Source organism: Actinomyces sp. MRS3W (assembly GCF_032465695.1).
Lineage (GTDB): Bacteria > Actinomycetota > Actinomycetes > Actinomycetales > Actinomycetaceae > Actinomyces.
Genome location: NZ_JAWDJJ010000094.1, coordinates 1 through 26347, shown reverse-complemented (window position 1 = coordinate 26347; position 26347 = coordinate 1). Strand labels below are relative to the sequence as shown.

General features: G+C 67.3%; 37 protein-coding genes and 1 pseudogene. 1 reads left to right on the top strand and 37 read right to left on the bottom strand.

The window, feature by feature from the left end; genetic code table 11:
• The coding region (locus RWX45_RS02890; protein WP_316022281.1) for an ROK family protein at window positions 1-668 on the top strand (668 nt) is incomplete at its 5' end.
• Window positions 669-1022: 354 nt separating this feature from the next.
• Here RWX45_RS02890 and rplQ read toward each other — a convergent pair.
• From rplQ to RWX45_RS02705, 37 genes and pseudogenes are all read right to left on the bottom strand, one after another.
• Entirely contained in the window at window positions 1023-1814 is a 792-nt protein-coding gene (gene rplQ, locus RWX45_RS02885) for a 50S ribosomal protein L17 (RefSeq protein ID WP_316022280.1), read from the bottom strand.
• Window positions 1815-1844: 30 nt separating this feature from the next.
• Complete coding sequence (locus RWX45_RS02880) at window positions 1845-2846, bottom strand: DNA-directed RNA polymerase subunit alpha (RefSeq protein ID WP_316022279.1); 1002 nt, start codon at window positions 2844-2846, stop codon at window positions 1845-1847.
• 152 nt (window positions 2847-2998) lie between these two features.
• Window positions 2999-3400 (bottom strand): 30S ribosomal protein S11, encoded by a 402-nt coding sequence (rpsK, locus tag RWX45_RS02875; RefSeq protein WP_316022278.1) that lies wholly within the window; start codon window positions 3398-3400, stop codon window positions 2999-3001.
• A gap of 62 nt (window positions 3401-3462) precedes the next feature.
• Window positions 3463-3837 (bottom strand): 30S ribosomal protein S13, encoded by a 375-nt coding sequence (rpsM, locus tag RWX45_RS02870; RefSeq protein ID WP_316022277.1) that lies wholly within the window; start codon window positions 3835-3837, stop codon window positions 3463-3465.
• 160 nt (window positions 3838-3997) lie between these two features.
• Entirely contained in the window at window positions 3998-4111 is a 114-nt protein-coding gene (gene rpmJ, locus RWX45_RS02865; RefSeq protein ID WP_009748913.1) for a 50S ribosomal protein L36, read from the bottom strand.
• 33 nt (window positions 4112-4144) lie between these two features.
• Window positions 4145-4366 carry a translation initiation factor IF-1 gene (infA, locus tag RWX45_RS02860; RefSeq protein WP_003781847.1) on the bottom strand — a complete coding sequence of 74 codons (222 nt, stop codon included), beginning with the start codon at window positions 4364-4366 and terminating at the stop codon, window positions 4145-4147.
• A gap of 341 nt (window positions 4367-4707) precedes the next feature.
• Window positions 4708-5589, bottom strand: a complete 882-nt coding sequence (gene map / locus RWX45_RS02855) for a type I methionyl aminopeptidase (RefSeq protein ID WP_316022276.1) — start codon at window positions 5587-5589, stop codon at window positions 4708-4710.
• Window positions 5590-5620: 31 nt separating this feature from the next.
• Window positions 5621-6205, bottom strand: coding sequence for an adenylate kinase (locus RWX45_RS02850; protein WP_316022275.1), 585 nt, complete (start codon window positions 6203-6205; stop codon window positions 5621-5623).
• Window positions 6202-7494 (bottom strand): preprotein translocase subunit SecY, encoded by a 1293-nt coding sequence (gene secY / locus RWX45_RS02845; protein WP_316022274.1) that lies wholly within the window; start codon window positions 7492-7494, stop codon window positions 6202-6204. The genes RWX45_RS02850 and secY overlap by 4 nt, the downstream gene beginning before the upstream one ends.
• Window positions 7495-7769: 275 nt before the next feature.
• Window positions 7770-8243 carry a 50S ribosomal protein L15 gene (rplO, locus tag RWX45_RS02840; protein WP_316022273.1) on the bottom strand — a complete coding sequence of 158 codons (474 nt, stop codon included), beginning with the start codon at window positions 8241-8243 and terminating at the stop codon, window positions 7770-7772.
• Window position 8244: 1 nt separating this feature from the next.
• Window positions 8245-8460 carry a 50S ribosomal protein L30 gene (gene rpmD, locus RWX45_RS02835; RefSeq protein ID WP_316022272.1) on the bottom strand — a complete coding sequence of 72 codons (216 nt, stop codon included), beginning with the start codon at window positions 8458-8460 and terminating at the stop codon, window positions 8245-8247.
• Window positions 8460-9167 carry a 30S ribosomal protein S5 gene (rpsE, locus tag RWX45_RS02830; RefSeq protein WP_316022271.1) on the bottom strand — a complete coding sequence of 236 codons (708 nt, stop codon included), beginning with the start codon at window positions 9165-9167 and terminating at the stop codon, window positions 8460-8462. Before rpsE ends, rpmD begins: the two co-directional genes overlap by 1 nt.
• 31 nt (window positions 9168-9198) lie before the next feature.
• Window positions 9199-9576 (bottom strand): 50S ribosomal protein L18, encoded by a 378-nt coding sequence (rplR, locus tag RWX45_RS02825; RefSeq protein WP_316022270.1) that lies wholly within the window; start codon window positions 9574-9576, stop codon window positions 9199-9201.
• Window positions 9577-9578: 2 nt separating this feature from the next.
• Window positions 9579-10118: a 50S ribosomal protein L6 gene (rplF, locus tag RWX45_RS02820; protein ID WP_316022269.1), complete on the bottom strand. Its 540-nt coding sequence runs from the start codon at window positions 10116-10118 to the stop codon at window positions 9579-9581.
• Window positions 10119-10139: 21 nt separating this feature from the next.
• Window positions 10140-10538 (bottom strand): 30S ribosomal protein S8, encoded by a 399-nt coding sequence (gene rpsH / locus RWX45_RS02815; RefSeq protein ID WP_316022268.1) that lies wholly within the window; start codon window positions 10536-10538, stop codon window positions 10140-10142.
• A gap of 58 nt (window positions 10539-10596) precedes the next feature.
• Window positions 10597-10782 (bottom strand): type Z 30S ribosomal protein S14, encoded by a 186-nt coding sequence (locus RWX45_RS02810; protein WP_316022267.1) that lies wholly within the window; start codon window positions 10780-10782, stop codon window positions 10597-10599.
• A gap of 1 nt (window position 10783) precedes the next feature.
• Window positions 10784-11365, bottom strand: coding sequence for a 50S ribosomal protein L5 (gene rplE, locus RWX45_RS02805; RefSeq protein ID WP_316022266.1), 582 nt, complete (start codon window positions 11363-11365; stop codon window positions 10784-10786).
• A gap of 2 nt (window positions 11366-11367) precedes the next feature.
• Window positions 11368-11712 carry a 50S ribosomal protein L24 gene (gene rplX, locus RWX45_RS02800; RefSeq protein ID WP_316022265.1) on the bottom strand — a complete coding sequence of 115 codons (345 nt, stop codon included), beginning with the start codon at window positions 11710-11712 and terminating at the stop codon, window positions 11368-11370.
• Window positions 11713-11714: 2 nt separating this feature from the next.
• On the bottom strand, window positions 11715-12086 hold the full coding sequence (rplN, locus tag RWX45_RS02795) for a 50S ribosomal protein L14 (RefSeq protein ID WP_316022264.1): 372 nt from the start codon (window positions 12084-12086) through the stop codon (window positions 11715-11717).
• Between the two features lie 392 nt (window positions 12087-12478).
• Window positions 12479-12712, bottom strand: coding sequence for a 30S ribosomal protein S17 (gene rpsQ / locus RWX45_RS02790; protein WP_410050665.1), 234 nt, complete (start codon window positions 12710-12712; stop codon window positions 12479-12481).
• 80 nt (window positions 12713-12792) lie between these two features.
• Window positions 12793-13038 carry a 50S ribosomal protein L29 gene (gene rpmC / locus RWX45_RS02785; protein ID WP_316022262.1) on the bottom strand — a complete coding sequence of 82 codons (246 nt, stop codon included), beginning with the start codon at window positions 13036-13038 and terminating at the stop codon, window positions 12793-12795.
• Window positions 13038-13457, bottom strand: coding sequence for a 50S ribosomal protein L16 (gene rplP, locus RWX45_RS02780; protein WP_316022261.1), 420 nt, complete (start codon window positions 13455-13457; stop codon window positions 13038-13040). Before rplP ends, rpmC begins: the two co-directional genes overlap by 1 nt.
• A 3-nt stretch (window positions 13458-13460) precedes the next feature.
• Window positions 13461-14261 carry a 30S ribosomal protein S3 gene (rpsC, locus tag RWX45_RS02775; protein ID WP_316022260.1) on the bottom strand — a complete coding sequence of 267 codons (801 nt, stop codon included), beginning with the start codon at window positions 14259-14261 and terminating at the stop codon, window positions 13461-13463.
• The gene (rplV, locus tag RWX45_RS02770) at window positions 14261-14638 is read right to left on the bottom strand and encodes a 50S ribosomal protein L22 (protein ID WP_316022259.1); all 378 of its coding nucleotides are present in this window, start codon (window positions 14636-14638) and stop codon (window positions 14261-14263) included. The genes rpsC and rplV overlap by 1 nt, the downstream gene beginning before the upstream one ends.
• A 31-nt stretch (window positions 14639-14669) precedes the next feature.
• A complete protein-coding gene (gene rpsS / locus RWX45_RS02765) occupies window positions 14670-14948 on the bottom strand; it encodes a 30S ribosomal protein S19 (RefSeq protein WP_316022258.1) in 279 nt (92 codons plus the stop codon).
• Window positions 14949-14960: 12 nt separating this feature from the next.
• Complete coding sequence (gene rplB, locus RWX45_RS02760; protein ID WP_316022257.1) at window positions 14961-15797, bottom strand: 50S ribosomal protein L2; 837 nt, start codon at window positions 15795-15797, stop codon at window positions 14961-14963.
• A 21-nt stretch (window positions 15798-15818) separates the two neighbouring features.
• Window positions 15819-16124 carry a 50S ribosomal protein L23 gene (rplW, locus tag RWX45_RS02755; protein WP_316022256.1) on the bottom strand — a complete coding sequence of 102 codons (306 nt, stop codon included), beginning with the start codon at window positions 16122-16124 and terminating at the stop codon, window positions 15819-15821.
• On the bottom strand, window positions 16121-16768 hold the full coding sequence (gene rplD, locus RWX45_RS02750) for a 50S ribosomal protein L4 (protein WP_316022255.1): 648 nt from the start codon (window positions 16766-16768) through the stop codon (window positions 16121-16123). The genes rplW and rplD overlap by 4 nt, the downstream gene beginning before the upstream one ends.
• A 4-nt stretch (window positions 16769-16772) precedes the next feature.
• Window positions 16773-17435: a 50S ribosomal protein L3 gene (gene rplC / locus RWX45_RS02745; protein WP_316022254.1), complete on the bottom strand. Its 663-nt coding sequence runs from the start codon at window positions 17433-17435 to the stop codon at window positions 16773-16775.
• An 11-nt stretch (window positions 17436-17446) separates the two neighbouring features.
• Complete coding sequence (rpsJ, locus tag RWX45_RS02740) at window positions 17447-17755, bottom strand: 30S ribosomal protein S10 (protein ID WP_003786051.1); 309 nt, start codon at window positions 17753-17755, stop codon at window positions 17447-17449.
• A gap of 1075 nt (window positions 17756-18830) precedes the next feature.
• Entirely contained in the window at window positions 18831-20021 is a 1191-nt protein-coding gene (gene tuf, locus RWX45_RS02735) for an elongation factor Tu (RefSeq protein WP_316022253.1), read from the bottom strand.
• A 200-nt stretch (window positions 20022-20221) separates the two neighbouring features.
• A complete protein-coding gene (gene fusA / locus RWX45_RS02730; RefSeq protein ID WP_316022252.1) occupies window positions 20222-22357 on the bottom strand; it encodes an elongation factor G in 2136 nt (711 codons plus the stop codon).
• Window positions 22358-22435: 78 nt separating this feature from the next.
• On the bottom strand, window positions 22436-22906 hold the full coding sequence (gene rpsG, locus RWX45_RS02725; RefSeq protein WP_161924761.1) for a 30S ribosomal protein S7: 471 nt from the start codon (window positions 22904-22906) through the stop codon (window positions 22436-22438).
• Window positions 22906-23280 (bottom strand): 30S ribosomal protein S12, encoded by a 375-nt coding sequence (rpsL, locus tag RWX45_RS02720; protein WP_103063286.1) that lies wholly within the window; start codon window positions 23278-23280, stop codon window positions 22906-22908. Before rpsL ends, rpsG begins: the two co-directional genes overlap by 1 nt.
• A 329-nt stretch (window positions 23281-23609) precedes the next feature.
• Window positions 23610-24107 (bottom strand): thiol peroxidase, encoded by a 498-nt coding sequence (gene tpx / locus RWX45_RS02715; protein ID WP_316022251.1) that lies wholly within the window; start codon window positions 24105-24107, stop codon window positions 23610-23612.
• A 78-nt stretch (window positions 24108-24185) separates the two neighbouring features.
• The gene (locus RWX45_RS02710; RefSeq protein WP_316022250.1) at window positions 24186-25025 is read right to left on the bottom strand and encodes a hypothetical protein; all 840 of its coding nucleotides are present in this window, start codon (window positions 25023-25025) and stop codon (window positions 24186-24188) included.
• Between the two features lie 185 nt (window positions 25026-25210).
• A pseudogene (locus RWX45_RS02705) lies at window positions 25211-26347 on the bottom strand (hypothetical protein); the annotation flags it as partial.

Sequence of the window (26347 nt, the reverse complement as noted above, 5' to 3'; positions counted from 1 at the left end):
CCCTGCGCACCCCCACCCCCTACCCGCTGCCGCCCGAGCTGCTGGTGGACACGATCAAGGACTTGGCCGACCAGTTGCCACCGGCCGACCGAGTCACCGTCGGCATGCCCGGCATGATCCGGCACGGGGTCGTCATCGCCACCCCGCACTACATCACCAAGGACGGACCCCGCTCCCGAATCCTGCCGGAGCTCGTGGATGCCTGGGCACGCTTCGACATGGGCGGCCACCTGCAGGCGGCGCTGGGCCGCCCGGTGCTCGTGCTCAACGATGCGGAGGTGGCCGGGGCCGGCGTCGTCACCGGACACGGCCTGGAGATGATTGTGACGCTCGGCACCGGCCTGGGCAACGCGGTCTTCGACAACGGGATCCTGGCGCCGCACGTGGAGGTCTCGCAGGGACCGGTGCGCTGGGGCCTCACCTATGACGACTACATCGGCGAGCATGAACGGCTGCGCCTGGGCGATGCGCACTGGTCGCGGCGAGTGCGCCGCGTCGTGGAGGCGCTGCGCCCCATGTACCTGTGGGACCGCCTGTACTTGGGCGGCGGGAACTCCCGCCGCATCACCGCCTTCCAGCTGGGCAAGATCGGCGACGACGTCGTCGTCGTCCCTAATGAGGCGGGTATGACGGGCGGGGCCCGCTGCTGGGAAATGGCACGCCCCTGACACCACTTCGGGCGGTGGTGTCGGGGACGCTCAGGGGGCACATGCTGCGCCCGGCTGCTCGCGGCCACCTCCGCGACGGCGAGTAGTGACCATCTGTCGCAACTTTTGGCCGCCAGGCTCCCCCACCCCGATCACAACCGCCCGTAATCCGCGTCATTGCAACGCCGACGGCGCTGACGCAGACGCCGCGAAGCCAAAAGTTGCGACCAATGGTCATTTTTGCGCCATGAGACTGCGCGGGAAGCGGGCGCACGACGGCGGGAAGCCGGGCACGACGCCGCGGGGGCGGCCACCTCATCGGTGACCGCCCCCGCCAAAGAGTGCGGCGCGCAAGCGCGCCCACCCAAGATCAGCTCACTTGTTGACCTTCTGGGCGGCGGCGCCACCGGCCGGGGCGAAGCCCGCGGCCTCGGCGTCCTCGGCGCTGGCGAACCAGACCTCGGCCACCGTGTTGTCGTACCAGCGCGAGCCGGGCACGTGGTACTTCATCGAGTCCTCGTTGCCCTTGACCTGGTGGTCGGCGTCGGGAGCCTCGGTGGAGCCTTTCGCCAGCCGGACGGAGCCGGCGTACTCGGGCTTGCCGGAGGCGGGAGCCTCGGCCGGAGCAGCTTCCTCAGCGGACTCCTCGGTAGCGGGAGCCTCCTCTGCCTCGGCAGCGGCGGCGTCCTCAACGACCTCGGCCTCGTCCTCGGAGACCTCGGCGGCAGCCTCCTCGACCTCAGCGACGGCCTGCTGGGCGGCGCGCTTGGCGGTCTGGACGGCGTCCTCGACGATCTCCTTCTTGGCCACCGGCTCCAGCACGAGGGAGATGACGGCCATGGGGGCGTTGTCGCCCTTGCGCGGAGCGGTCTTGACGATGCGGGTGTAGCCGCCGTCGCGCCCCTCGAACTGGGGGGCGAGCTCCTCGAAGAGGCGGTAGACGGCGTACTTATCCGTCACCTTCTTCATCACGGTGCGGCGCGCGTGGAGGTCTCCGCGCTTGCCCTTGGTGATGAGCTTCTCGACGTAGGGGCGCAGGCGCCGCGCGCGAGCCTCAGTGGTCTGAATCGACTCGTGGACGATGAGCTGCGTGGCCAGGTTGGCCAGCATGTGACGCTCGTGCTGGGGCGATCCGCCCAGCCGGGGACCCTTGGTGGGGCGAGGCATGTTGTCTCCTAGTGGAATGGCGAGCCGGCGTCAGGCCTGCTGCTCGTCGCTGAACGTGGGGTTGGTGTAGTCGCCTTCCGGGACATAGTCGACCGGGGAGCCCTTGAGGGACAGCCCGAGCTCGGCCAGCTTGTCCTTAATCTCGGAGATCGACTTGGCACCGAAGTTGCGGATGTCGAGGAGATCCGCCTCGCTGCGCGCGACGAGCTCACCGACGGTGTGAATGCCCTCGCGCTTGAGGGCATTGGAGGAACGGGCCTGCAGGTCGAGTTCGTCGATCATGAGGGCGAGGTCCTGCTGCAGGGCCTGGTCCATCGGCGAGGGGCCGACCTCAATGCCTTCGGCCTCGACGTTGAGCTCCCGGGCCAGTCCGAACAGCTCCACGAGCGTCTTACCTGCGGAGGCAAGCGCATCGCGCGGCGTCATGGACGCCTTGGTCTCGACGTCGACGACCAAGCGGTCGAAGTCCGTGCGCTGCTCCACACGGGTGGCCTCAACCGCGTAGGACACCTTCTTGACCGGCGAGTAGATCGAGTCAACCGGGATGCGGGAGATCTCGGCGTTGGGGTCCTTGTTCTGGTTGGCGGACACGTAGCCGCGGCCGCGCTCGACCGTCAACTCGATCTCCAGCTTGCCCTTCTCGTTGAGGGTGGCGATGAGCTGGTCGGGGTTGTGGATCTCCACGCCCGCGGGCGGGGTGATGTCGCCGGCGACGACGACGCCCGGGCCCGACTTGCGCAGGTACATGACGACCGGCTCGTCGTTCTCCGACGACAGGACGATCTCCTTGATGTTGAGGATGATCTGGGCGACGTCCTCCTTGACCCCGGCGATGGTGCGGAACTCATGGGGCACGCCCTCGATGCGGACGCTGGTCACGGCCGCGCCCGGGATGGACGACAGCAGTGTGCGGCGCAGTGAGTTCCCGAGCGTGTAGCCGAAGCCGGGCTCGAGGGGCTCGAGGATGAACCGCGAGCGGCGGTCCTCCTCAATGACCTCCTCGGAGAGTGTGGGTCGCTGTGCAATGAGCACGAGGGGTTTCCTTTCGTCGCGGCGCCCGCTATATGACGCCGTTCCTCATGGGTGTGGCCGCCGCTGTGCCGCGGCGGCCGGCTCTGGGCGAGCCAGTTGGTCCACCCGCCCCCGGGCGATCCCGGAGGCGGCGCAGACCCAGGTCGAAGGCGTCAGACGCGGCGACGCTTCGGGGGGCGGCAGCCGTTGTGCGCCTGCGGCGTGACGTCGGTGATGGACCCGACCTCCAGGCCCGCGGCCTGCAGCGAACGGATCGCGGTCTCACGGCCGGAGCCGGGACCCTTGACGAAGACGTCAACCTTCTTCATGCCGTGGTCCTGGGCGCGGCGGGCGGCGGCCTCGGCGGCGAGCTGGGCGGCGTACGGCGTCGACTTGCGCGAGCCCTTGAAGCCGACCTGGCCAGACGAGGCCCAGGCGATGACGGAGCCGGCGGGGTCCGTCAGGGACACGATGGTGTTGTTGAAGGTGGACTTGATGTAGGCGTGACCGTGGGTCACATTCTTACGGTCCTTGCGGCGCGGCTTGCGTGCCGTCGTACGAGTCTTAGGGGGCATGCTTCCTTCTTCAGTGAGGTCGTTGGTCCCGGGCCTGCGGCACCGGGGAGAGGGGCTGGCGGTTACTTGGCCTTCTTCTTACCGGCCACGGTGCGCTTGGGACCCTTGCGGGTGCGGGCGTTGGTCTTGGTGCGCTGGCCGCGGACCGGGAGGTGACGGCGGTGGCGCAGGCCCTGGTAGCAGCCGATCTCGATCTTGCGGCGAATGTCCGCCTGGACCTCACGACGCAGGTCGCCCTCGACCTGGTAGCTGGAGTCGATGTGATTGCGCAGCGCTACGAGCTCGTCCTCGGACAGGTCCTTGACCCGGGTGTCGGGGTTGACCCCGGTGGCCTCGAGGGTCTTGAGCGCGCGCGTGCGCCCGATTCCGTAAATGTAGGTGAGCGCGACCTCGACTCGCTTCTCGCGAGGCAGGTCAACGCCGGAAATGCGTGCCACGGTGTGGTTCTCCTGTGTGTTCCCGGAGGTCGTCACCCATCCCCTCCACCGCCTATGGGGTGGCCCCGGCCTCCAGGAACCGGGGGTTGTGGCGCGCGGGGCGCCACCGGGGTGAGTGCTGGTGGTTGTACGCCGACGCGGGATCGGCGCTGCGCGGGCCTCAGCCCTGACGCTGCTTGTGCCGCGGGTTGTCGCAGATGACCATGACACGGCCGTGGCGACGAATCACCTTGCAGTTGTCACAGATCTTCTTGACGCTCGGCTTGACCTTCATGATGTTCCTCCGTCCTCCCACTGGGGAGGACTGTCACTTGTACCGGTAGACGATGCGGCCGCGGGACAGGTCGTAGGGGCTGAGCTCAACGACCACACGGTCCTCGGGCAGGATGCGGATGTAGTGCTGCCGCATCTTGCCAGAGATGTGCGCGAGCACGACGTGCCCGTTGCTCAGCTCAACCCGGAACATCGCGTTCGGAAGGGCCTCGACGACCGATCCCTCGACCTCGATGACGCCGTCCTTCTTAGCCATGTTCCTCCGTCGGTGCTTTCTCGCTCGAAACTGTGCCCGGCGACGACGCCGCCGGCATGACGCGCTTGACTGGCACCCCACGTGCCGACCGTTTGCTTGGTAGGCACACTGCAGGGCGTCGCGTCTGAGGCGCGCCGACCGCCTACGATACGGCAAACCCGCCGCGGCTGACCACCGCCGGAGGGCATGACCGGGCGGTGTTTCCGGACACACTGCCGGCGCTCAACGTCATGAGTGCCGGTTTCGGCATGTTACAAGTGCCGGTTTCGGCACGTTATTAGTGCCGGTTTCGGTGAGCGAGCGGGGCGGGGTCAGGTGGGTCCAGGTGAGATCAGGTGGGGTCAGTCCAGCGGCTGGGGCGCCAGGCCGTAGGGGGCCAGGCCCTCCACTCCCCCATCGGGGGCGGTCAGCACCCACACCCCGCCGGGCACAAGCGCCACCGTGTGCTCCCACTGGGCGGCGCGCGAGCCGTCCCGGGTGACGACGGTCCAGCCGTCGTCGAGCTCGTCCACCTCCGGGCCGCCGGCGGTGAGCATGGGTTCGATGGCGAGCACCATGCCGGGACGCAGCCGCGGACCCCGGTGGCGAACCGAGTAGTTGAGCACGTCGGGCGCCATGTGCATGGCGGTGCCGATGCCGTGGCCGACGTACTCCTCGAGGATTCCCAGCCTGGCCCCGTCGTTTTCGGCGGTCTGGGCGACCGCCGCTTCCACGGCGTCGCCGACGGCGTTGAGCCGTCCGGCTCGCCCGCTCGCCTGCCCGGCGGCGGCGCGGGCGACAGCGGCAATCGCGTCCCACAGCGCCCGCCGCGTCGTGGTATCCAGTACCCGGTCGGTGTCGGTGGCGTAGCTGCCGCCGACAACCATCGTGAAAGCGGCGTCGCCGTGCCACTGCGTGCCCGCGTCGTCGAGGATGTAGGCGCCGCAGTCGAAGGTGACCAGGTCACCGGCCTGGAGCACCCGCGGCCCGGGGATGCCGTGAACGACCTCCTCGTTGACCGAGATGCACACGGTCGCCGGATAGTCGTAATAGCCCAGGAAGTTGGAGTGGGCGCCGGCGCGGGCGATGACGTCGGCCGAGACCGCGTCAAGCTCGGCGGTGGTCACCCCGGGACGAACGGCCTCGCGCAGGGCGGCGTGGATGTCGGCGACGACGAGTCCGGCCCGACGCATATGCCGCACCTGTTCGGGTGTTTTGAGTTGGATGGTCTCCCGCGAAAGCATGGGGGTTGCGCTACCTGCGATCCGGTCCGGTTCAGGCGGTGATGCCGCGGGTGGCGAGCGCCGCCATAATGCGGTCGGTCACCTCGTCGAGCTCGCCGACGCCGTCCACGCGCACGAGCAGGCCGCGCTCGTCGTACAGGGCGGCCAGCGGCTGGGTCTGCTCGGCGTATACCTCCAGGCGACGGCGGATGACCGGCTCGGTGTCATCGGCGCGGCCCTGCTCCGCGGCACGCCCGAGCAGCCGGCGCACCACCACCTCGGCGTCGGCGGTGATCTCCAGCACCACGTCCAGCGACAGGTCCGCGGCAGCGAGGATGGCGTCGAGCTCGTGAACCTGGGCCTCGGTACGGGGGTAGCCGTCCAGGAGGAAACCGTCGGCGGCGTCGTCGGCGGCAAGACGGTCGGCGACCATCGCGTTGGTGACGGAGTCGGGCACGTACTCGCCGGCGTCCATGTACTGCTTGGCCTGCCGACCCAGCTCGGTGTTGCCGGCGACGTTGGCGCGGAAGATGTCGCCGGTGGAGATGGCGGGGATCCCCAGCTGCTCGCAGATGCGGGCGGCCTGGGTACCCTTGCCGGCTCCGGGAGGACCGAGGATGACCATACGTGCGCTCATGAGAGGAACCCTTCGTAGTGCCGCTGCTGCAGCTGGGAGTTGATTTCCTTAACCGTCTGGAGGCCGACGCCCACCATAATGAGGATGGTCGTGCCTCCGAACGGAAGATTCTGGGATAGCCCCAGCCACATAACGGCCAGCGTCGGCAGCAGGGCCAGGATGAGGAGGTAGACGGCGCCCGCCGTCGTCACCCGGTTAATGACGTAGCTGAGGTAGCGCACCGTCGGTTCACCGGCCCGGATGCCGGGGATGAAACCGCCGTAACGCTTCATATTGTCGGCGATCTCCTCGGAGTTGAAGGTGATGGCCGTGTAGAAGAAGGTGAAGGCGAAGGTGAGCACACCGTAGGCAACGAGGTAAATGGTGTCGGTCTGACGCAGGTTGGTGGCAATCCACTGCACCCAGCCGGAGGTGGGGTCGCCGAACTGCGCCACCAGCTGCGGCATCGCCAGCAGTGAGGAGGCGAAGATAACCGGGATGACGCCCGCGGTGTTGATCTTGATGGGGATGTAGGTGGTGGAGCCGCCGTACTGGCGCCGCCCCACCATGCGCTTGGCGTATTGGACCGGGATGCGCCGCGTGGCCTGCTCAACGAAGACCACCGCGACGGTGGCCAGCAGGATGATCGCCACCACGGCCAGGAAGCGGGACACGCCACCGCTGCCGCCGAGGATGGAGAACAGGTTCTGCGGCATCCGCGCCACGATCGAGGTGAAGATGAGCAGGGACATGCCGTTGCCGATTCCGTGCTCGGTGATGAGCTCACCCAGCCACATGATGAGGCCGGTGCCGGCGGTCATGGTCACGATCATGAGCGCCAGGTTGAGGGGAGAGTCATTGGGGATGACGTCCACCGAGCAGCCGGTGAACAGGTTGCCGTTCGCGGCGGTGGCCACGATCGTGGCGGACTGGAGCACCCCCAGCCCGATGGTGAGGTAGCGGGTGTACTCGGTGAGTTTGGCGGTGCCCGCTTGCCCCTCCTTGTACAGCTCTTCGAACCGTGGGATGACCACACGCAGCAGCTGGATGATGATGGAGGCGGTGATGTAGGGCATGATGCCCAGCGCGAATACGCTCAGCTGGAGCAGCGCGCCTCCGGAGAAGACGTTGATGAGGCCGAGCAGGCCCTCGTCCTGGCTCTCGCCGACGCATACCTGCACATTGGCGACGTCGACGCCCGGGGTGGGCAGCACCGAGCCGAACCTGAACAGCGCCATGATGCCCAGAGTGAAGAGGAGCTTGTTCCTCAGGTCCGGCGTTTTAAACGCCTGGATGAACGCACTGAACACTCGGTCTCCTGTGGGCGAAGTTGACGGACGCGGGACATGGTATATGCCGGCGTGCACGGCCGCCGACGGCAACGGCTACGCGGGGATGCGGCAGGCGTATCCCCGAGATGCAGCAGGCGTATCTCCGGGACACACCCTGGGCTACCCTACCCCGCCCGGCTTACCCTGCCAGGCGTCCGCGCTCCTCGCGGGCGGGGTATCGGTCACGCTCGGACCCCGGCAGCCTGGGGCGGTGCCCAGATTGCCGGGGTCCGAAGAGGTGATTGCGCTGTGGATCAGCGGCTGGCCAGCGTGCCGCCAGCGGCCTCGATCTTCTCCTTGGCGGAGGCGGACCAGGCGTCGACTGTGAGGTCGAGCTTGACCGCAACGTCACCGCCGCCGAGGACCTTAACCAGCTGGCCGCGGCGAACCGCGCCCTTGGCGACCAGGTCGTCCACCGTCACGGCACCGCCGGCCGGGAACAGCTCGGCGACGCGCCCGACGTTGACGGGCTGATACTCAACCCGGTTCGGGTTGCGGAAACCACGCAGCTTCGGCAGCCGCATGTGCAGCGGCATCTGGCCGCCCTCGAAGCCGGGGCGGACCTGGTAGCGGGCCTTGGTTCCCTTGGTACCGCGGCCGGCGGTCTTGCCCTTGGAGGCCTCACCGCGGCCGACGCGGGTCTTGGCCTTCTTGGCACCCGGGGCCGGCCGGAGGTCGTGCAGGCGGATAACCTGCACCTCCTCCTCGTTCTTCTTCGTGTCAGCCATCTCAGGCCTCCTCAACGGTGACGAGGTGCGCCACCTTCGCGATCATGCCGCGGACGGACGCGTTGTCCTCGCGGACCACGGACTGGCGAATGCGGTGCAGGCCGAGGGACTTAAGCGTCTCGCGCTGGCGCTTGGTGCCGCCAATGCCGGAGCGGATCTGGGTCACCTTGATCTGCCCCGCGTCCTGCTGTGTCTGTTCGGTAGCGACGTCAGCCATCACACACCCACTCCTTCAGCGGCCTTCTCGGCCTCCTTCTTCTCGGCCTCGGCGCGCTTGGCGGCCTCGCCTTCGGCACGGGCGCGCAGCATCGACTGCGGCGCGACCTCCTCCAGCGGCAGGCCACGGCGGACCGCGACCGTCTCCGGCTGCTCGAGCTGCTTGAGCGCGGCCACCGTCGCGTGGACGATGTTGATCGCGTTCGAGGAGCCGAGCGACTTGGACAGAATGTCGTGGACACCCGCGCACTCCAGCACGGCGCGAACCGGACCACCGGCGATAACACCGGTACCCGGTGAGGCCGGGCGCAGCAGCACGATGCCGGCGGCGTCCTCGCCCTGTACCAGGTGCGGAATGGTGCGGCGGATCATCGGGACGTGGAAGAACTCCTTCTTCGCCGCCTCGACGGCCTTGGCAATGGCGGCGGGAACTTCCTTCGCCTTGCCGTAGCCGACACCTACCGTGCCCTCGCCGTCACCGACGACGACCAGCGCCGTGAAGGTGAAGCGGCGGCCGCCCTTGACGACCTTGGACACGCGGTTAATGGTGACGACGCGCTCGATGTACTTGTCGTCGTTGCCCCGGCCGGTGCCCCGGTCGCGGCGGTCGTTGTTGCGGTCACGGCGGCCGCGGCCCTCGCCGCGGTCGCTCTCGCGCCGGGCCGAGCCGTCGGACGACGCGGACCTGTCTCGCTGCGGTGCAGCCATCAGAAACTCCTTAGCTTTCTCGTCGTCTGGCTCAGAACGCCAGGCCACCCTCGCGGGCGCCCTCGGCTACGGCCGCCACCCGGCCGTGGTACTTGTTGCCCCCGCGGTCGAAGACAACCTTCTCGATGCCCAGCGCCTTGGCGCGCTCGGCAACCAGCTCACCGACCCGGCGGGCGTCGCCGACCTTGTGGCCCTCGCCGCCCTTGACACCGGCCTCGTGGGTCGAGGCGGCGCACAGCGTGTGGCCGATGGTGTCGTCGATGATCTGCGCAACCATGTGGCGGTTGGAGCGGCTGACCACCAGGCGGGGGCGCTCGGCCGTGCCACGCACGTGCTTGCGCACGCGCTGGTGGCGAATCTTGCGTGCGACCGTCTTGGAGGACTTGTTCCTCTTGATCGAGTAAGCCATGGTCACTTACCAGCCTTTCCGACCTTGCGGCGCACATTCTCGCCGGCGTAGCGCACGCCCTTGCCCTTGTAGGGCTCCGGCGGGCGGATCTTGCGGATATTCGCGGCGACCTCGCCGACCTGCTCCTTGGAGATGCCCGACACGATCACCTTGGAGGGACCGTCCACCTTCAGCTCGATGCCCTCGGGGGCCTCGACGACGACGGTGTGGGAGAAACCGAGGGACAGCTCGATACCGGTGCCCTTCTGGGCCGCGCGGTAACCGGTGCCGACGATCTCGAGTTCCTTGGCGTAGCCCTGGGTGACCCCGACCACCATGTTGTTGATGAGGGTGCGGGACAGGCCGTGCAGCGAGCGCGAGCGGCGCTCGTCGTCGGGACGGGTGACGAGGATCGAACCGTCCTCCTGGCGGGCAACCGTCAGCGGCTGGGCGATGGTGCGTGACAGGGTGCCCTTAGGGCCCTTAACCGTCACGTCGTTGCCTTCAATAGTGACATCCACTCCGGCGGGAACCGGAACGGGAAGTCGTCCAATACGCGACATTGTTCTTCTCCGCTCCTTCTCTCACCAGACGTAGGCGAGCACTTCGCCGCCTACACCCCGGGACTCGGCCTGCCGATCGGTGAGCAGACCAGAGGAGGTGGACAGAATGGCCACCCCCAGGCCGCCGAGGACCTTGGGCAGGTTCGTGGACTTGGCGTACACGCGCAGACCGGGCTTGGAGACGCGCTTGAGTCCCTGGATGGCCCGCTGCCGGTTGGCACCGTACTTGAGGCTCAGGGTGAGCGTCTTGCCGACCTCCGCGTCGGTCACCTCGTAACCGTCGATGTATCCCTCCGCCTTGAGCATCGCGGCGATATTCGCCTTGAGCTTGCTGGAGGGCATGGAGACGGTCTCGTGGTGGGCGTTGTTGGCATTGCGCAGACGAGTCAGCATGTCTGCGATCGGATCTGTCATTGTCATGAGTGGGCCTTGGCCCTTCCTCGTCGTGGTTTCCTCTTCGGACCTGCGACGTAAGTTCTTACCAGCTGGACTTGCTCACGCCGGGGAGCTGGCCCGCCAGGGCCATCTCGCGCAGGCAGATGCGGCACAGGCCGAACTTGCGATACACCGAGCGCGGCCGGCCGCAGCGCTGGCAGCGCGTGTAGGCCCGGACCGGGAACTTCGGCTTGCGGTTCGCCTTCGCAATAAGGGAGGTCTTTGCCATGTCACTTCTCCTTGAAGGGGAAGCCGAGCTGCTTGAGCAGCGAGCGGGCCTCCTCATCGGTCTTGGCCGTGGTGACCACGGTGATGTCCATGCCGCGTACGCGGTCGATGGCGTCGGGGTCGATCTCGTGGAACACGGACTGCTCGGTGAGACCGAAGGTGTAGTTACCGTTGCCATCGAACTGCTTGGGGTTCAGGCCGCGGAAGTCGCGGATACGCGGCAGCGAGATGGCGATGAGCCGGTCGAGGAACTCCCACATGCGGTCGCCGCGCAGCGTGGCGTGGGCGCCAATCGGCTGACCCTCACGCAGCTTGAACTGGGCGATCGACTTGCGGGCCCGAGTGATCTGCGGCTTCTGGCCGGTGATCGCGGCGAGGTCGCGCACGGCGCCCTCGATGAGCTTGGAGTCGTGGGCGGCCTCGCCCACACCCATGTTGACAACGACCTTCTCGATGCGCCCGACCTCCATGACGTTGGAGTGGTTGAACTCCTCGCGCAGGGCGGGACGCACCTCCTCGTTGTACTTCGTCTTGAGCCGGGGAGTAACGGCGGTAGCCGCGCGGTCAACCGTGGTCTCAGTCATGGTCACAGATCCTCCCCGGACTTCTTGGCGTAGCGCACGCGAACCGTGCGCTTGCGGCCGTTGGGACGCACGCCCTCCTCGACCCGGAAGCCGACGCGGGTGCGCTGCTTGGTCTTGGGGTCGATGGGCATGACGTTGGAGATGTGGATGGGGGCCTCGACGGTCTCGATGCCGCCGGCGCGGGCTCCCTGGGCGGTCTGACGGGGGCGCGTGTGCTTGGTGACGCGCTGCACGCCCTCGACCACGACGCGGTCCTCCTTCGGGATGACCCGAAGCACCCGGCCGGTCTTGCCCTTGTCCTTGCCGGCGATGACGATGACCTGGTCGCCCTTCTTGATGCGTGCCATGGTTAGATCACCTCCGGGGCGAGCGAGACAATGCGCATGAACTTCTTGTCACGAAGCTCACGGCCCACCGGACCGAAGATGCGCGTGCCACGAGGCTCGCCGTCGTTGCTCCTGATGATGACGGCCGCGTTCTCGTCAAAGCGGATGTACGAGCCGTCCGGGCGGCGACGTTCTTTGGCGGCGCGCACCACGACCGCCCGCACGACTTCGCCCTTCTTGACGTTGCCGCCGGGGATGGCGTCCTTCACGGTGGCGACGATCTCGTCGCCGATACCCGCATAGCGCCGACCCGAGCCGCCGAGCACCCGGATGCACAGGATTTCCTTGGCACCGGTGTTGTCGGCGACCTTTAGTCGCGACTCCTGCTGGATCATTGAGTGTTCTCCTGTCGTCGAGCCGGTTCTCACCCCGCCGGGGCGAGCCTGGCCGAACGTTCCTTCTTCTTGTGCGCCTACCCCGCCGACGGCGGATTCCGCCCTGGTGCTCGGACCGCGGCAGACACAGGCGCACAGGCGCGAGGTCTCTGTCGGAGTCGTCGTTGGGCGCACCGAGGGCGTGCGCAACTCCCCAACCCTAGTCCACGCGGCGGAACTGCCGGTAGTCGAGCGAGAACTGCAAGCCTGTGCCTTTGCTCACCACCTCCGGCGCGGGAGGCGCTGAGCACACGTCGACGCCGCAGCCTGCGGGCGGAACCGGGCTGCGGCGTCGACGGCGGTGCGAAGACCGCACCGTATGAAGTGCGAGGCCTGTGGAGCCTAGCGAGAGGTCACTTGGCCTTCTCGATGATCTCCACGAGCCGCCAGCGCTTGGTGGCGCTCAGCGGGCGGGTCTCCATGATGAGCACCAAGTCGCCGGGGTGGGCGTCATTGTGCTCGTCGTGGACCTTGTACTTCTTGGAGCGGCGCAGAACCTTGCCGTACTGGGAGTGCTTGTAACGCTCCTCCACCTCGACGACGATGGTCTTCTGCATCTTGTCCGAGACGACGTAGCCGCGACGCACCTTGCGCTGGTTACGGGCGGGCTGCTGAGTGCCGGACTGCTGCTCGTTCTGGCTGGTCTCGTTCTGAGTAGTCTGCTCGCTCACTTGGTCTCCTCGGTGCTCGGAGCGGTGCGGATCCCGAGCTCGCGCTCCCGCACGATGGTGTAAATGCGGGCAATGTCGCGGCGGACGGCCTTGAGCCGGCCGTGGTCCTCCAGCTGCCCGGTCGCCGAGGCGAACCGGAGATTGAACAGCTCCGCCTTGGCCTTGGAGAGCTCCTCTGCGAGTCGCTCGTTGTCCATGGCGTCGAGGTCGGTGGGGGTCAGCCCCTTGGAACCGATAGCCATCAGACGTCACCACCCTCACGAGTCACGAAACGGGTTTTCATCGGAAGCTTGCGCTGCGCGCGCCGCATGGCCTCCCGAGCGAGGTCCTCGTCGACGCCGCCGAGCTCGAACATGACGCGTCCGGGCTTGACGTTGGCGATCCACCACTCCGGGGCGCCCTTACCGGAACCCATACGGGTCTCGGCCGGCTTCTTGGTCAGCGGGCGGTCGGGGAAGATGTTGATCCACACCTTTCCGCCGCGCTTGATGTGGCGGGTCATGGCGATACGGGCCGCCTCGATCTGCCGGTTGGTGACGTAGGCAGGCTCGAGGGCCTGAATGCCGTAGTCACCGAAGGCGATGCGGTTGCCGCCCTTGGACATGCCCGAACGGTGCGGACGGTGCTGCTTGCGGTACTTGGTCCGGCGGGGGATGAGCACGGCTCAGGCCTCCGTTCCCTGATCGGGGGCAGCACTCTCGGCGGCCGGCGCCTGCTCGACCTGCTGCTCGTTCTGGCGCGGAGCGCGCACGCCGCGGCGTCCGCGACGCTCACCACGTCCGCGTCCGCGCGGGGCGGACTCGGCCTGCTGGCGGGCGAACTCGCGCTCGGTCATGTCGCCCTTGTAGATCCACACCTTGACGCCGAGACGTCCGAAGGTGGTCTTGGCCTCGTAGAAGCCGTAGTCAATGTTGGCCCGGAGGGTGTGCAGCGGTACGCGCCCCTCCCGGTAGAACTCCGACCGGCTCATCTCGGCGCCGCCAAGACGACCGGAGCACTGCACACGCACGCCCTTGGCGCCCGCACGCATGGCCGACTGCAGTCCCCGGCGCATGGCGCGACGGAAGGACACGCGGCTGGCGAGCTGCTCGGCGATGCCCTGGGCGACGAGCTGAGCATCCAGGTCGGGGTTCTTGACCTCGAGGATGTTGAGCTGCACCTGCTTGCCGGTCAGCTTCTCCAGCTGCCCGCGCAGACGCTCGGCCTCAACCCCGCGGCGCCCGATGACGATGCCCGGGCGGGCGGTGTGCAGGTCGACGCGGACCCGGTCGCGGGTGCGCTCGATGTCGACCTTGGAGATGCCGGCCCGCTCCATGCCGTCCTCCATGAGGCGGCGGATCTTGACATCCTCGTCCACGAAGTCGCGGTAACGCTGACCGGGCTTGGTGGAGTCGGCGAACCAGCGCGAACGGTGGTCCGTGGTGATGCCCAGGCGGAACCCGGTCGGGTTGACCTTCTGCCCCATTACCGGGCTCCTTCCTTGGTTGCGGTGTCGGCCTTGTCGCCGACGACGACGGTGATGTGGCTGGTGCGCTTGAGGATTCGGCTCGCACGCCCCTGGGCGCGCGGGCGGAACCGCTTGAGGGTCGGGCCCTCGTCGGCGTACACCTCAGTGATGTACAGGTCGTTCTCGTCGAAGCGCTCGCCGTCGCGCTCGGCCTTGTACCGGGCGTTGGCGATGGCGGACTCGATGACCTTGCGGACGGGCACTGCCGCCCGCTGCGGGGCGAAACGGAGCACGCCCACAGCCTCAACGGCACGCTTGCCGCGGACGACGTCCACGACGCGACGCGCCTTCATCGGGGTGCAGCGCACGTATTTGGCCTGCGCCTTGGCTTCCATGTTCTCTGCCTCTCAAACTCTCCGGCGGCCGTCAGCGACGGGCCTTGCGGTCGTCCTTGACGTGCCCACGGAAGGTGCGGGTCGGGGCGAACTCGCCCAGCTTGTGCCCCACCATGGACTCGGTGACGAACACCGGGACGTGCTTGCGGCCGTCGTGGACAGCGAAGGTGTGTCCGAGGAAGTCCGGCGTGATGACCGAACGACGCGACCAGGTCTTGATGACGTTGTGAGTGCCCTTCTCGTTCTGGGCGTCCACCTTCTTCTGCAGGTGGTCGTCGACGAAGGGGCCCTTCTTCAGGCTTCGCGACATGACTGGCTCCTATCAGCGCTTCTTGCCGGTCCGACGACGACGCACGATGAGCCGGTCGCTGGACTTGTTGGGACGACGGGTACGGCCCTCGGGCTTGCCCCAGGGCGAGACGGGGTGACGGCCACCGGAGGTGCGGCCCTCACCACCACCGTGCGGGTGGTCGACGGGGTTCATGACCACACCACGCACGGTCGGGCGGACGCCCTTCCAGCGCATACGGCCGGCCTTACCCCAGTTGATGTTGGACTGCTCGGCGTTGCCGACCTCACCAACGGTGGCGCGGCAGGCGGCCTCAACGTTGCGGATCTCGCCAGAGGGCATGCGCAGCTGCGCGTACTTGCCCTCCTTGGCGACCAGCTGCACCGAGGTGCCGGCGCTGCGGGCGATCTTGGCGCCGCCGCCCGGACGCAGCTCCACCGCGTGCACCACGGTGCCGGTGGGGATGTTGCGCAGCGGCAGGCAGTTGCCCGGCTTGATGTCGGCTTCGGGGCCGGCCTCGACGCGGTCGCCCTGGCGCAGCCCGTTAGGAGCGAGGATGTAGCGCTTCTCGCCGTCGACGTAGTGCAGCAGCGCGATGCGGGCGGTGCGGTTGGGGTCGTACTCGATGTGCGCGACCTTGGCCGGCACGCCGTCCTTGTCGTGACGACGGAAGTCGATGAGCCGGTAGGCACGCTTGTGCCCACCGCCCTTGTGACGGGTGGTGACGCGCCCGGAGGCGTTGCGTCCACCGGACTTGCTCAGCGGCCGCACGAGCGACTTCTCGGGCCGGTTGCGAGTCAGCTCGTTGAAGTCGGCCACGGAGGAGCCGCGACGACCGGGGGTCGTCGGCTTGTACTTACGGATTCCCATGTCGGTCTTCTACCTTCCGTGTCATTCCGTCACGTCGCCGAAGATGTCGATGGTTCCCTCGCGCAGCGTCACAATCGCGCGCTTGGTGTCCTTCGACTTGCCGATCCCCGTGCGGGTGCGGCGGGTCTTGCCGCGGCGGTTGAGCGTATTGACCGAGGCAACCTTGACGTCGAAGATCTCCTCAATGGCGATCTTGATCTCGGTCTTGTTGGCGTCCGGGTCAACGAGGAAGGTGTACTGGCCGCGGTCCATGCAGGTGTACGACTTCTCCGAGACAACCGGCGCGATGATGATGTCGCGGGGGTTCTTGGTCTTTTCGAGGCTCACTTGGACTCCTCCTCACCCTTGCCGAGGAAGGCGTCCAGGGCGTCTGCGGTGAAGACGACGTCGTCGGAGTTGAGGACGTCGTAGGTGTTGAGCTGGTCGGCCGCCAGCACGTGCGCCTCGGGCGCGTTGCGCAGGCTGAGCCGGGTGAGCTCGTCCGTGCCGGTGGCCACCACCACGGACCGGGGCCGGTCGGTGAGGTTGCGCAGGGCGGCGAGAGCCAACTTGGTCGAGGGCTTCTCGGTGGCGACGAACTCGGTGATGACGTGGATGCGACCGTTGCGGGCGCGGTCCGACAGGGCCGAGCGCAGGGCGGCGGCCTTCATCTTCTTGGGGGTGTGCTGGGTGTAGTCGCGCGGCTGCGGGCCGTGCACCGTGCCACCGCCGGTGAACTGGGGGGCACGGATGGATCCCTGACGGGCCCGTCCGGTTCCCTTCTGGCGGTAGGGCTTGCGGCCACCGCCGCGGACCATGCCGCGGGTCTTGGTGGCGTGGGTGCCCTGGCGCGCGGCGGCGAGCTGGCCGACCACGACCTGGTGCATGAGCGGGATGTTGGGCTCGACGTCGAAGATTTCGGCGGGGAGTTCAACGGTCCCGGTCTTGACGCCCTTGGAGTCGACGACGTCGACGATCAGGTTCTCTGCCATGGTCTCAGGCTCCCTTCACGGCGGTGCGGATGACGACCACTGAGCCCTTGGGGCCGGGGATGGCGCCGCCCATGAGCAGCACGCCCTTGTCGGTGTCGACCCCGCGGACCTTGAGGTTCTGCACGGTCGTGGTGGCGTGGCCCATGCGTCCGGCCATGCGCAGGCCCTTGAAAATGCGGCCCGGGGTGGCGCAGGCGCCGACCGAGCCGGGCTTGCGGTGGTTGCGGTGGGCACCGTGGGAGGCGCCAACGCCGGCGAAGCCGTGTCGCTTCATGGTGCCGGCGAAGCCCTTACCCTTCGAGGTGCCGGTGACGTCGACGAGCTGGCCGACCTCGAAGGTGTCGGCGGACAGCTCCTGGCCGGGGGTGAACTCGCTGGCCAGAGAGGTGCGCACCTCGGCCACGTGGCGGCGGGGGGCAACCCCGGCCTTGGCGAAGTGGCCCTGGAGGGGCTTGGTGACCTTACGCTCGTCGATGTCGCCGAAGGCGAGCTGGACGGCCTCGTAGCCGTCGTTCTCGACGGTGCGGATCTGGGTGACGACGTTGGTGTCCACGCGCACAACCGTCACGGGGCGCAGGGCGCCGTTCTCGTCCCAGACCTGAGTCATGCCGAGCTTGGTGCCGAGCAGCGCCTTGGTGGGCGCGGCGGACCGCTGGTTGGTAGTCATGGCGTTAGTCCTCAGAGCTTGATCTCGATGTTGACGTCGGCCGGCAAGTCGAGCCGCATGAGCGAGTCGACGGCCTTCGGCGTCGGGTCGACGATGTCAATGAGCCGCTTGTGCGTGCGCATCTCGAAGTGCTCGCGGCTGTCCTTGTACTTGTGGGGCGACCGGATGACGCAGAACACGTTCTTCTCGGTCGGCAGCGGCACCGGGCCTACGACCGTCGCGCCCGCGCGGGTCACGACGTCGACGATCTTGCGCGCCGAGGAGTCGATGACCTCGTGGTCGTAGGACTTGAGCCGGATGCGGATCTTCTGTCCCGCCATGGCGCCTAACCTCTCTTGCTTTCGGTGACCGGTCCACGCGCTCGGGCGTGTCGCAATGCGGCACGGTCCTCGGCCCGGTCAAGGGCTGGTGGCCCGGTCTGGACACACGGAAACCCGATGGCATCGGGTCCGTCAGACTGGATTCCGGGGTGGGCCCCCGGTGCGGCCGGAACGGGCTGTGGCCCGCCGGCTGGCCTACGTTATCAGCGCCTCCCCCACCGACGAAAGCCGAGCGGGCGCCGAAAGCCTGTGAGACCGCGCACGGGTCCACGCGCTCGGGCGTGTCGCCCACCCCCTTCACCGAAACCGGCACTTGTAACGTGCCGAAACCGGTCGAAGTTGCTAAGGTCCAGCTAACCGCCCAGGACTTTTCCCCGGTGGAGGTCGGGTCAGGGGCGGCCGAGGCATCCGGGGCGTCTCCGACGCCACACGCAGGGTCCGCTCTTGGCGTCATGAACACGTGTTTGCCTCAAAGACACGAGTTTTGGAGCTCTGCACGGTCTCAACACCTGCATATCTCCAAAACTCGTGTTCGTGACGGTAACTCGTGCACATGACGCAAAGTCGTGCGCACAGCACCAAGCCCGCGTGTGGCAGTACCTCGCGTGCGCCGTCGTCGAGATTGACCATCGCCGCCCACCTGGACACGTACCCGGCGGCGCACAGTAGGGATACCGCCCGGACCACGATCGCCGCCCTATCCGAGACCCGTTGCGTCGGCGATCCGCACCTCTGGATGAGATGGGTGTTAACCCCGGCGAACGCTGGCGCCATCGAGCTGGCCCGCATCCTGTGGAATGTCACCGAGCCCGGTCTACCGGTCACGTCATCCTCCCCATCACGGGCTCGACACCACCGCAATAGACGGGCGCAGCTTCCCAAGAGTTAGCCGACCCTCAGCAACTTCGCCCGGTTTCGGCACGTCATTAGTGCCGGTTTCGGTGAAGGGGCGGCGGTCCGGTTCGCGCGCCGGGGCTTGGGCCACGAGGGCCGAAGACATAAACGGGTGTGCCCGCCGTCCCTCATGGGGACGGCGGGCACACCCGTTACTTGAACCGCTCAGGCAGTCAGCGCGTCACTTGATGATCTTGGTAACGCGGCCGGAGCCGACGGTGCGGCCACCCTCACGGATGGCGAAGCCGAGGCCCTCCTCCATGGCGATGGGCTGGATCAGCTCAACCGACATCTCGGTGGTGTCGCCGGGCATGACCATCTCGGTGCCCTCGGGCAGCGTGATGACGCCGGTGACGTCCGTGGTGCGGAAGTAGAACTGCGGACGGTAGTTGGAGTAGAAGGGGTTGTGACGACCGCCCTCATCCTTGGTCAGGATGTAGACGTGACCCTCGAACTCGGTGTGCGGGGTGATAGAGCCGGGCTTGCAGACAACCTGCCCACGCTCGACGTCCTCACGGCGGGTACCGCGCAGCAGCAGACCACAGTTCTCACCAGCCCAGGCCTCGTCCATGGACTTGTGGAACATCTCGATGCCGGTGACGGTGGTCTTCTGCGGCTCACGGATACCGAGGATCTCAACCTCGGAGTTGATCGGCAGCTTGCCGCGCTCGACACGGCCGGTGACAACGGTGCCGCGACCGGTGATGGTGAAGACGTCCTCGATGGGCATGAGGAACGGCTTGTCCATGTCACGCTCAGGGGTCGGGATGTACTCGTCGACCGCGTCCATGAGCTCCTTGATCTTGCCGGTCCACTCGGGGTCACCCTCGAGGGCCTTGAGTGCGGAGACGCGGATGACCGGAGCCTCGTCGCCGTCGTAGTCCTGGGAGGACAGCAGCTCGCGGACCTCCATCTCGACCAGGTCGAGCAGCTCCTCGTCGTCAACCATGTCGGACTTGTTGAGGGCGACCAGCAGGGCGGGGACACCGACCTGACGGGCGAGCAGGACGTGCTCACGGGTCTGGGCCATCGGGCCGTCGGTGGCGGCGACCACGAGGATGGCGCCGTCCATCTGCGCGGCACCGGTGATCATGTTCTTGATGTAGTCGGCGTGACCGGGGGCGTCAACGTGGGCGTAGTGACGCTTGGCGGTCTCGTACTCGACGTGCGCGATGTTGATGGTGATACCGCGCTGGCGCTCTTCGGGAGCCTTGTCGATCTCGTCGAAGGGGGTGAAGGGGTTGAGGTCCGGGTATTCGTCGTGCAGGACCTTGGAGATCGCGGCGGTCAGCGTCGTCTTGCCGTGGTCGACGTGACCGATCGTTCCGATGTTGACGTGCGGCTTGGTCCGCTCGAACTTGGCCTTGGCCACTGGTGTCCTCCTGGGACTCGGGTAGTTCTCTTCGTCGGGAGTCGACTAGCCACATGGTAGCCGCACCGGCTGCGAGAGTGTCTACTGGTGGATTGTTGGAAATCTTACTTTGATGGGTTGCCCCGAATTCAAGTCCGGGGCGTCCGGGCCGGTTTGATTCGGCGCGCGCCGAACGCGCCGACCCGGACGGTGACCGCGGGTTACTCGCCCTTGGCCTTGGCGATGACCTCGTCCGCGACGTTCTTGGGAACCTCGGCGTAGGAGTCGAATGCCATGGAGTACACCGCGCGTCCCTGCGTCTTGGAACGCAGGTCGCCGACGTACCCGAACATCTCCGACAGCGGGACTGCCGCCTTGATGACCTTGACGCCCTGCGCGTCCTCCATGGACTGAACCATGCCGCGCCGGGAGTTGAGGTCACCAATAACGTCACCCATGTACTCCTCGGGAGTACGAACCTCGACGGCCATGACCGGCTCGAGCAGAACCGGCTTGGCCTTCTTGGCACCCTCCTTGAACGCCATGGAACCGGCGATCTTGAAGGCCATTTCGGAGGAGTCGACCTCGTGGTAGCCGCCGTCGACCAGGGTGGCCTTGACGTCCACCATGGGGTAACCGGCAAGCACGCCCGTGGTCATGGCCTCCTGCACGCCGGCGTCGACGCTGGGGATGTACTCGCGGGGCACGCGGCCACCGGTGACGGCGTTGACGAACTCGTAGTGCTTGTTCTCGGCGTCCTCGTCCGCCTCGTCGGCCACCAGCGGCTCGAAGGTCATCTGCACCTTCGCGAACTGACCGGAACCACCGGTCTGCTTCTTGTGCGTGTACTCGACCTTCTCGACCTTCTTGCGGATGGTCTCGCGGTAGGCGACCATCGGGTTACCGACATTCGCCTCAACCTTGAATTCGCGCCGCATACGGTCGATGAACACGTCCAGGTGCAGCTCGCCCATACCGCCGATGACGGTCTGGCCGGTCTCCTCGTCGAGCTCGACCGTGAAGGTCGGGTCCTCCTCGGAGAGCTTCTGGATGGCCACACCCAGCTTCTCCTGGTCGCCCTTGGTCTTAGGCTCGATGGCCACGTGAATAACCGGGTCGGGGAAGGTCATCGACTCCAGGATGATCGGGGCACCCTGAGCGCACAGGGTGTCACCGGTGGTGACGTCCTTGAGCCCGATGAAGGCGTAAATGTGGCCGGCGTGGGCCTGCTCAACCGGGTTCTCCTTGTTGGAGTGCATCTGGAAGAGCTTGCCAACACGCTCCTTGCGCCCCTTGGTCGCGTTGAAGACCATGTCGCCCTGGGAGACCTTCCCGGAGTACACGCGCACATACACGAGCTTGCCGTAGAAGGGGTGCGTGGCAACCTTGAAGGCCAGCGCGGAGAACGGCTCGTTCTCGTTGGCCTTGCGGGTGAGCACCTTGGACTCGTCGCCGGGAGCGTGGCCCTCGATGTCCGGCACGTCCAGCGGGGACGGCAGGTAGTCGAGGACGCCGTCGAGAACCGGCTGGATGCCCTTGTTCTTGAAGGCGGAACCGGCGAAGACCGGGAAGGCCTCACCGGCGATGGTGAGCTTGCGGATGCCGCGCTTGAGCTCGGCGATCGTCAGCTCCTCCCCCTCCAGGTACTTCTCCATGAGCTCGTCGTCGGCCTCGGCGACCGTCTCAACCAGCTCGCTCCGCAGCTGCTCGGCCTTGGCGACCAGGTCCGCGGGGATGTCCTCGTATTCGACGACGCTCCCGCGGGTGTCCTTGCCGTCGGCGTCCTTCTCGGGGAAGCGGATGGCCCGCATCTCGAGCACGTCGACGACGCCGGAGAACTCGTTCTCGGCACCGATGGGGAAGTTGACGACAATCGGGGTGGCGTGAAGCCGGTCGCGAATCGTCTGCACGGAGAAGTCGAAGTCCGCGCCCAGCTTGTCCATCTTGTTGATGTAGCAGATGCGGGGCACGTTGTACTTGTCCGCCTGGCGCCACACCGTCTCGGACTGGGGCTCGACGCCCTCCTTACCGTCGAAGACGGCGACCGCACCGTCGAGCACCCGCAGGCTTCGCTCCACCTCGACCGTGAAGTCGACGTGGCCGGGGGTGTCGATGATGTTGATCTGGTTGTCTTTCCAGAAGCAGGTGGTGGCCGCGGAGGTGATGGTGATACCGCGCTCCTGCTCCTGCTCCATCCAGTCCATCGTCGAGGCGCCGTCGTGCGTCTCGCCGATCTTGTAGTTGATGCCCGTGTAGAACAGGATGCGCTCCGTCACGGTCGTCTTGCCGGCATCGATGTGAGCCATGATGCCGATGTTGCGGACCTTGGTGAGGTCGGTCAGCACGTCGAGTGCCACTAGTGGTTTCCTTCGTTCGTGTAGTGAGGGAGGTCAGCGTTGCCCAGACCTTGCGGGGCCCGAGCAACGTACGGGTGATTACCAGCGGTAGTGGGCGAAGGCCTTGTTGGACTCGGCCATTCGGTGCATGTCCTCGCGCCGCTTGACGGCGGCGCCCAGACCGTTAGACGCGTCCAGGATCTCGTTCATGAGCCGCTCGGTCATGGTGTTCTCGCGCCGCTGACGGGAGAAGTCAACGAGCCAGCGCAGGGCGAGGGTGGTGGCGCGGTTCGGACGTACCTCAACCGGCACCTGGTAGGTGGCGCCACCGACGCGGCGGGAGCGCACCTCCAGGGCCGGACGGATGTTGTCCAGGGCTCGCTTGAGCACCGAGACCGGATCCTGGTCCGTCTTGGAACGCACGCCCTCGAGGGCGCCGTAGACGATGCGCTCGGCAGTCGCCTTCTTGCCGTCGAGGAGGACGCGGTTGACGAGCTGGGTGACAACCGGCGAGCCGTAGACCGGGTCGACGGCCAGCGGGCGCCGGGGGGCGGGACCCTTACGGGGCATTAGTTCTTCTCCTTCTTGGCGCCGTACTTGGAACGTGCCTGCTGGCGTCCCTTGACACCCTGGGTGTCGAGGGCACCGCGCACGATGTGGTAGCGGACACCGGGAAGGTCCTTGACACGACCTCCGCGCACGAGCACGATCGAGTGCTCCTGGAGGTTGTGGCCCTCGCCGGGGATGTAGGCCGTGACCTCAATGCCGGTCGACAGGCGCACACGGGCGACCTTACGCAGGGCTGAGTTCGGCTTCTTCGGGGTCGTGGTGTACACACGGGTGCATACGCCACGGCGCTGCGGGCTGGACTTGAGCGCGGGCGTCTTGGACGCTGCGCGCTTGGTCGAGCGGCCCTTGCGGACCAACTGCTGAATCGTGGGCACTACTGATTCTCCATCTTGAAGTGCTTCTGGACGGTTGCTGCCCACGCGCCGGACCGCCCTCGCATGACGGCGCACTCCGCCACGGTGAGGGCCGGCCCGCACCGCGCCGATACTGTCGGCTTGAATGCGTCCGGAGCCCCGTGACGGGGCCCGTCGGTTCCCGCCGCGGCAGACCCGCGTCACCTCGTCGGGCCCTGGGCGCCAACTCAGCTGGGAACGGAATGGAGAACGGTAGCCCGTACGCGGGCACCGAAGTGGCAGCTTACCGGGCGATGCTCTGGATCGCCAGACCGGGCGAGGTGGTCCTGGCCACGTGCCGTACGCGGCACCTAAGCGAGCGCGGCGAGGGCGGCGTCGTAGTCGGGCTCCTGACGGATCTCGGGCACCTGCTCGGTGTACAGGACCGTCCCGTCGGTGTCGAGGACGACGACGGCGCGGGACATGAGTCCGGCCATGGGACTATCGGCCAGGGTGACGCCGTAGTCGTTGCCGAAGCTGGAGCGGAAGGTGGAGCCGGTGACGACGTCGTCGAGCCCTTCTGCGCCGCAGAAGCGGGCGGCGGCGAAAGGCAGGTCGGCGGAGACGCATACGACGGTGGTGTGCTCCAGTCCGGAGGCCAGCTGGTTGAACTGGCGCACGGAGGTTGCACATACGCCGGTGTCGATCGAGGGGAAGATATTGAGCACGACGCGGCGCCCGGCAAGCGCGGCGGAGGTGACGGGCGCAAGGTCGGCGCCGACCAGTTCGAACTCGGGGGCCTTGCTCCCGACGGCGGGGAGCTGACCAACGGTGTGGACGGGTTCGCCGGCAAGGGTGAGGGTAGCCATGGCTCAACGGTGTCATCTTTTCGGCGGCGCCGGTAGTGATCCGGGCTACCCGCCGCCCCGACAGGGACCGGAGCCGCCCTACCCCTCACCTTTGGCGGCGCGGAGGATGTTCAGAATCTCCTCCTTGCCAGGCACATTGACTCCCAGGGACTCGACCTGGGTGATGACGGCATCGATTTGCTCGACGTCGATCGTGCCGGCATAGGCCTGGGCCTGCGCAGCCGTGTTCTCCGTCAGGACCGTAGCCCCGTAGTAGACGCCGCCGGCGGTTGCCGCCGTCGGCAGGATCAAGGAGGTCAGCAGCAGTACCAGGGCAGCCGTCTTGGGACGTGCCCGGGCCACCGCCACCAGGGCCACGATGAAGGCGACGAAGGCCAGGACGCCTCCCCCGACGAAGGCGGCGGCCGCCGCCCGGTTGATGAGCGAGCCGATCCCCTGGGTGAGGGCGAAGACGTCAACGGACACCAGCAGCGTGTAGACGCCCCAGCCGAGCAGCGTAGAAGCGAGTAGCACCAAAACCACGCCCAGCGGGGTGGCGGCGGTGCGCCGTCGAGGCGGGGGTGCCGGCAGACGCACGGGCGCGGGTTGTGCTGCAGTCGGAGTCGTGGCCGGAGCCTTCGAGTGGGTCGGATACGTGGCCGTATAGCCGTGGCCAGAGGTGGGTATGGCCTCGGTGGGGCTGGAGTCATCCGATTCGACAGGCGCATAGGCCGCCGGCATGGCGGCCGTGCGCGCAGCGACGAAGCCCGCCCGGCTGCTCACCGCTTGGGTGGGCTGGGCGTCCTGCCACTGGGCATCTGCGGCAGCCCGGTCCAGTCGTCCATCCCGCCCGTTGCGACCGAAGACGCTCACCCGCCGGGTAGCGCCGTCGGCGGGATGCGGATCGGGCTCGTATTGGGGCGCGGATGAGGTGGGCACGTTTCAGCACTCCTGACAGCAAAGCAGCGAGGTCCATAACCTCCTCCCACGCTACCGACGCCGGCGGAGAACACCGGCGTGGGCTTGGCCACGCCGGCGCGGTGAACCGCCGCTTCCACATGCGGGCGGCCGACCGGGGTGGTATCAGGCGAATCGCACCCCGGCCGGCCGCGGCGCGGGCAGCCTCAGAACCCGTAGTAGGTGGAGGAATCGGTGACAGTGATGGTTGGCTCACCGCCCTCGTCAGACCATTCGATGGTTCCGGAGAAAAGGTACTCCCAGTCCTCGTCGTCGGGGTCCTCGTTCCATTCGCTCGGTTCATCACGGGTGGTGAAGGTGATCGGACCGCTGGTAAACACCTGCCCCTCCACGGTGACCTCCGTGGCGGCGCTGGTCACGGACAGGGAGTTGAGGTTGGTTGCCTGCAGCGGGTAGGGGCACACGTCCTCAAGATTCCCCGGCGGCGTCACGCAGTTGGTTGCCTGCGCGTTCACCGCTTCGAGGACCAGGTCCTCGAGCGTCTCGGTCGGCTCCCCCTCGACTTCCAGATACTGCCCGCCGGAGCCACTCATTGACGGTTTGACGGCCAGCGACGCTGTATCCGCCTCCAGGTAATCGGAGACGTTGGTGGCGACTCCGATGTCGTAGATGCCCAGGTAGACGTACTGCAGTGTGCCGTTCTCCCCGTATTCCGATTCGTCCAGGGTGACCTCGGCGCCACCGACGGTGAGCGCATTGAGCGAATTCGAGGACAGGGTCACGGGCTGGATGAGCGGGGTCGTCACCTCCCAGGTGTTGAGGACGCCGAATTCCTTATCCCCCGGTGTCACGGTGAGGGGCAGCTCGAAGCGTTCGCCGTCCAGGGACAGCGTGGCCGTGACGGTGACGGATTCGCGCCCGCTTGCCCCGCTGCTGGAGTCGCTGTCCGACGGCGCTGCCACGTCGACGACCTCGATGCGGGAGGTCGCGGCCACCAGCACCTCGTCGGTGAGCAGCAACCGCTGATCGTTGGGCACACCGGGGTCGACCATTGCCGTCGCCTCACCCGCACGCCCCTCAGCAACGAGGTTGAGGTAGGACTCCACCACGCCCTCCGGACCGCGCCGGGAGTTGAGCACGTGCACCGTGATGGCTCCGATCACCGCCAGGATGAGGCAGGCGACGACTACTCCGCCGACGAGCCGCCAACGACGCCGTGAGGCGGCGTTCATGGGCGCGGGCAGTGGAGGCGGTGCGCTCGTCGTCGCCCCGGTCGCAGCCGGGAGCGGGGGCAGCGGGGCGGTCGCCGCGTCAAGCGAGTCAGCTCCCGGCTGCGACCGGGG

Bases quoted from the DNA above. Each gene is read 5' to 3' on its own strand.
- infA (WP_003781847.1), bottom strand. From the start codon at position 4,366: ATGGCTAAGAAGGACGGCGTCATCGAGGTCGAGGGATCGGTCGTCGAG.
- rpsK (WP_316022278.1), bottom strand. From the start codon at position 3,400: ATGCCCCCTAAGACTCGTACGACGGCACGCAAGCCGCGCCGCAAGGAC.
- rplF (WP_316022269.1), bottom strand. From the start codon at position 10,118: ATGTCGCGTATTGGACGACTTCCCGTTCCGGTTCCCGCCGGAGTGGAT.
- rplR (WP_316022270.1), bottom strand. From the start codon at position 9,576: ATGGCTTACTCGATCAAGAGGAACAAGTCCTCCAAGACGGTCGCACGC.
- rplO (WP_316022273.1), bottom strand. From the start codon at position 8,243: ATGGCTGACACGAAGAAGAACGAGGAGGAGGTGCAGGTTATCCGCCTG.
- rplD (WP_316022255.1), bottom strand. From the start codon at position 16,768: ATGGCAGAGAACCTGATCGTCGACGTCGTCGACTCCAAGGGCGTCAAG.
- rpmD (WP_316022272.1), bottom strand. From the start codon at position 8,460: ATGGCTGACGTCGCTACCGAACAGACACAGCAGGACGCGGGGCAGATC.
- rpmJ (WP_009748913.1), bottom strand. From the start codon at position 4,111: ATGAAGGTCAAGCCGAGCGTCAAGAAGATCTGTGACAACTGCAAGGTG.
- tpx (WP_316022251.1), bottom strand. From the start codon at position 24,107: ATGGCTACCCTCACCCTTGCCGGCGAACCCGTCCACACCGTTGGTCAG.
- rpsG (WP_161924761.1), bottom strand. From the start codon at position 22,906: ATGCCCCGTAAGGGTCCCGCCCCCCGGCGCCCGCTGGCCGTCGACCCG.
- rplB (WP_316022257.1), bottom strand. From the start codon at position 15,797: ATGGGAATCCGTAAGTACAAGCCGACGACCCCCGGTCGTCGCGGCTCC.
- map (WP_316022276.1), bottom strand. From the start codon at position 5,589: ATGCTTTCGCGGGAGACCATCCAACTCAAAACACCCGAACAGGTGCGG.
- rplQ (WP_316022280.1), bottom strand. From the start codon at position 1,814: ATGCCTCGCCCCACCAAGGGTCCCCGGCTGGGCGGATCGCCCCAGCAC.
- rplN (WP_316022264.1), bottom strand. From the start codon at position 12,086: ATGATCCAGCAGGAGTCGCGACTAAAGGTCGCCGACAACACCGGTGCC.
- rpsE (WP_316022271.1), bottom strand. From the start codon at position 9,167: ATGGCTGCACCGCAGCGAGACAGGTCCGCGTCGTCCGACGGCTCGGCC.
- rpsC (WP_316022260.1), bottom strand. From the start codon at position 14,261: ATGGGGCAGAAGGTCAACCCGACCGGGTTCCGCCTGGGCATCACCACG.
- RWX45_RS02810 (WP_316022267.1), bottom strand. From the start codon at position 10,782: ATGGCAAAGACCTCCCTTATTGCGAAGGCGAACCGCAAGCCGAAGTTC.
- rpmC (WP_316022262.1), bottom strand. From the start codon at position 13,038: ATGGCTATCGGTTCCAAGGGGCTGACCCCCACCGACCTCGACGCCATG.
- rplV (WP_316022259.1), bottom strand. From the start codon at position 14,638: ATGGAAGCCAAGGCGCAGGCCAAATACGTGCGCTGCACCCCGATGAAG.
- rpsH (WP_316022268.1), bottom strand. From the start codon at position 10,538: ATGACAATGACAGATCCGATCGCAGACATGCTGACTCGTCTGCGCAAT.
- rplC (WP_316022254.1), bottom strand. From the start codon at position 17,435: ATGACTACCAACCAGCGGTCCGCCGCGCCCACCAAGGCGCTGCTCGGC.
- rpsS (WP_316022258.1), bottom strand. From the start codon at position 14,948: ATGTCGCGAAGCCTGAAGAAGGGCCCCTTCGTCGACGACCACCTGCAG.
- rpsJ (WP_003786051.1), bottom strand. From the start codon at position 17,755: ATGGCGGGACAGAAGATCCGCATCCGGCTCAAGTCCTACGACCACGAG.
- rplX (WP_316022265.1), bottom strand. From the start codon at position 11,712: ATGGCACGCATCAAGAAGGGCGACCAGGTCATCGTCATCGCCGGCAAG.
- RWX45_RS02850 (WP_316022275.1), bottom strand. From the start codon at position 6,205: ATGAGCGCACGTATGGTCATCCTCGGTCCTCCCGGAGCCGGCAAGGGT.
- rplE (WP_316022266.1), bottom strand. From the start codon at position 11,365: ATGACTGAGACCACGGTTGACCGCGCGGCTACCGCCGTTACTCCCCGG.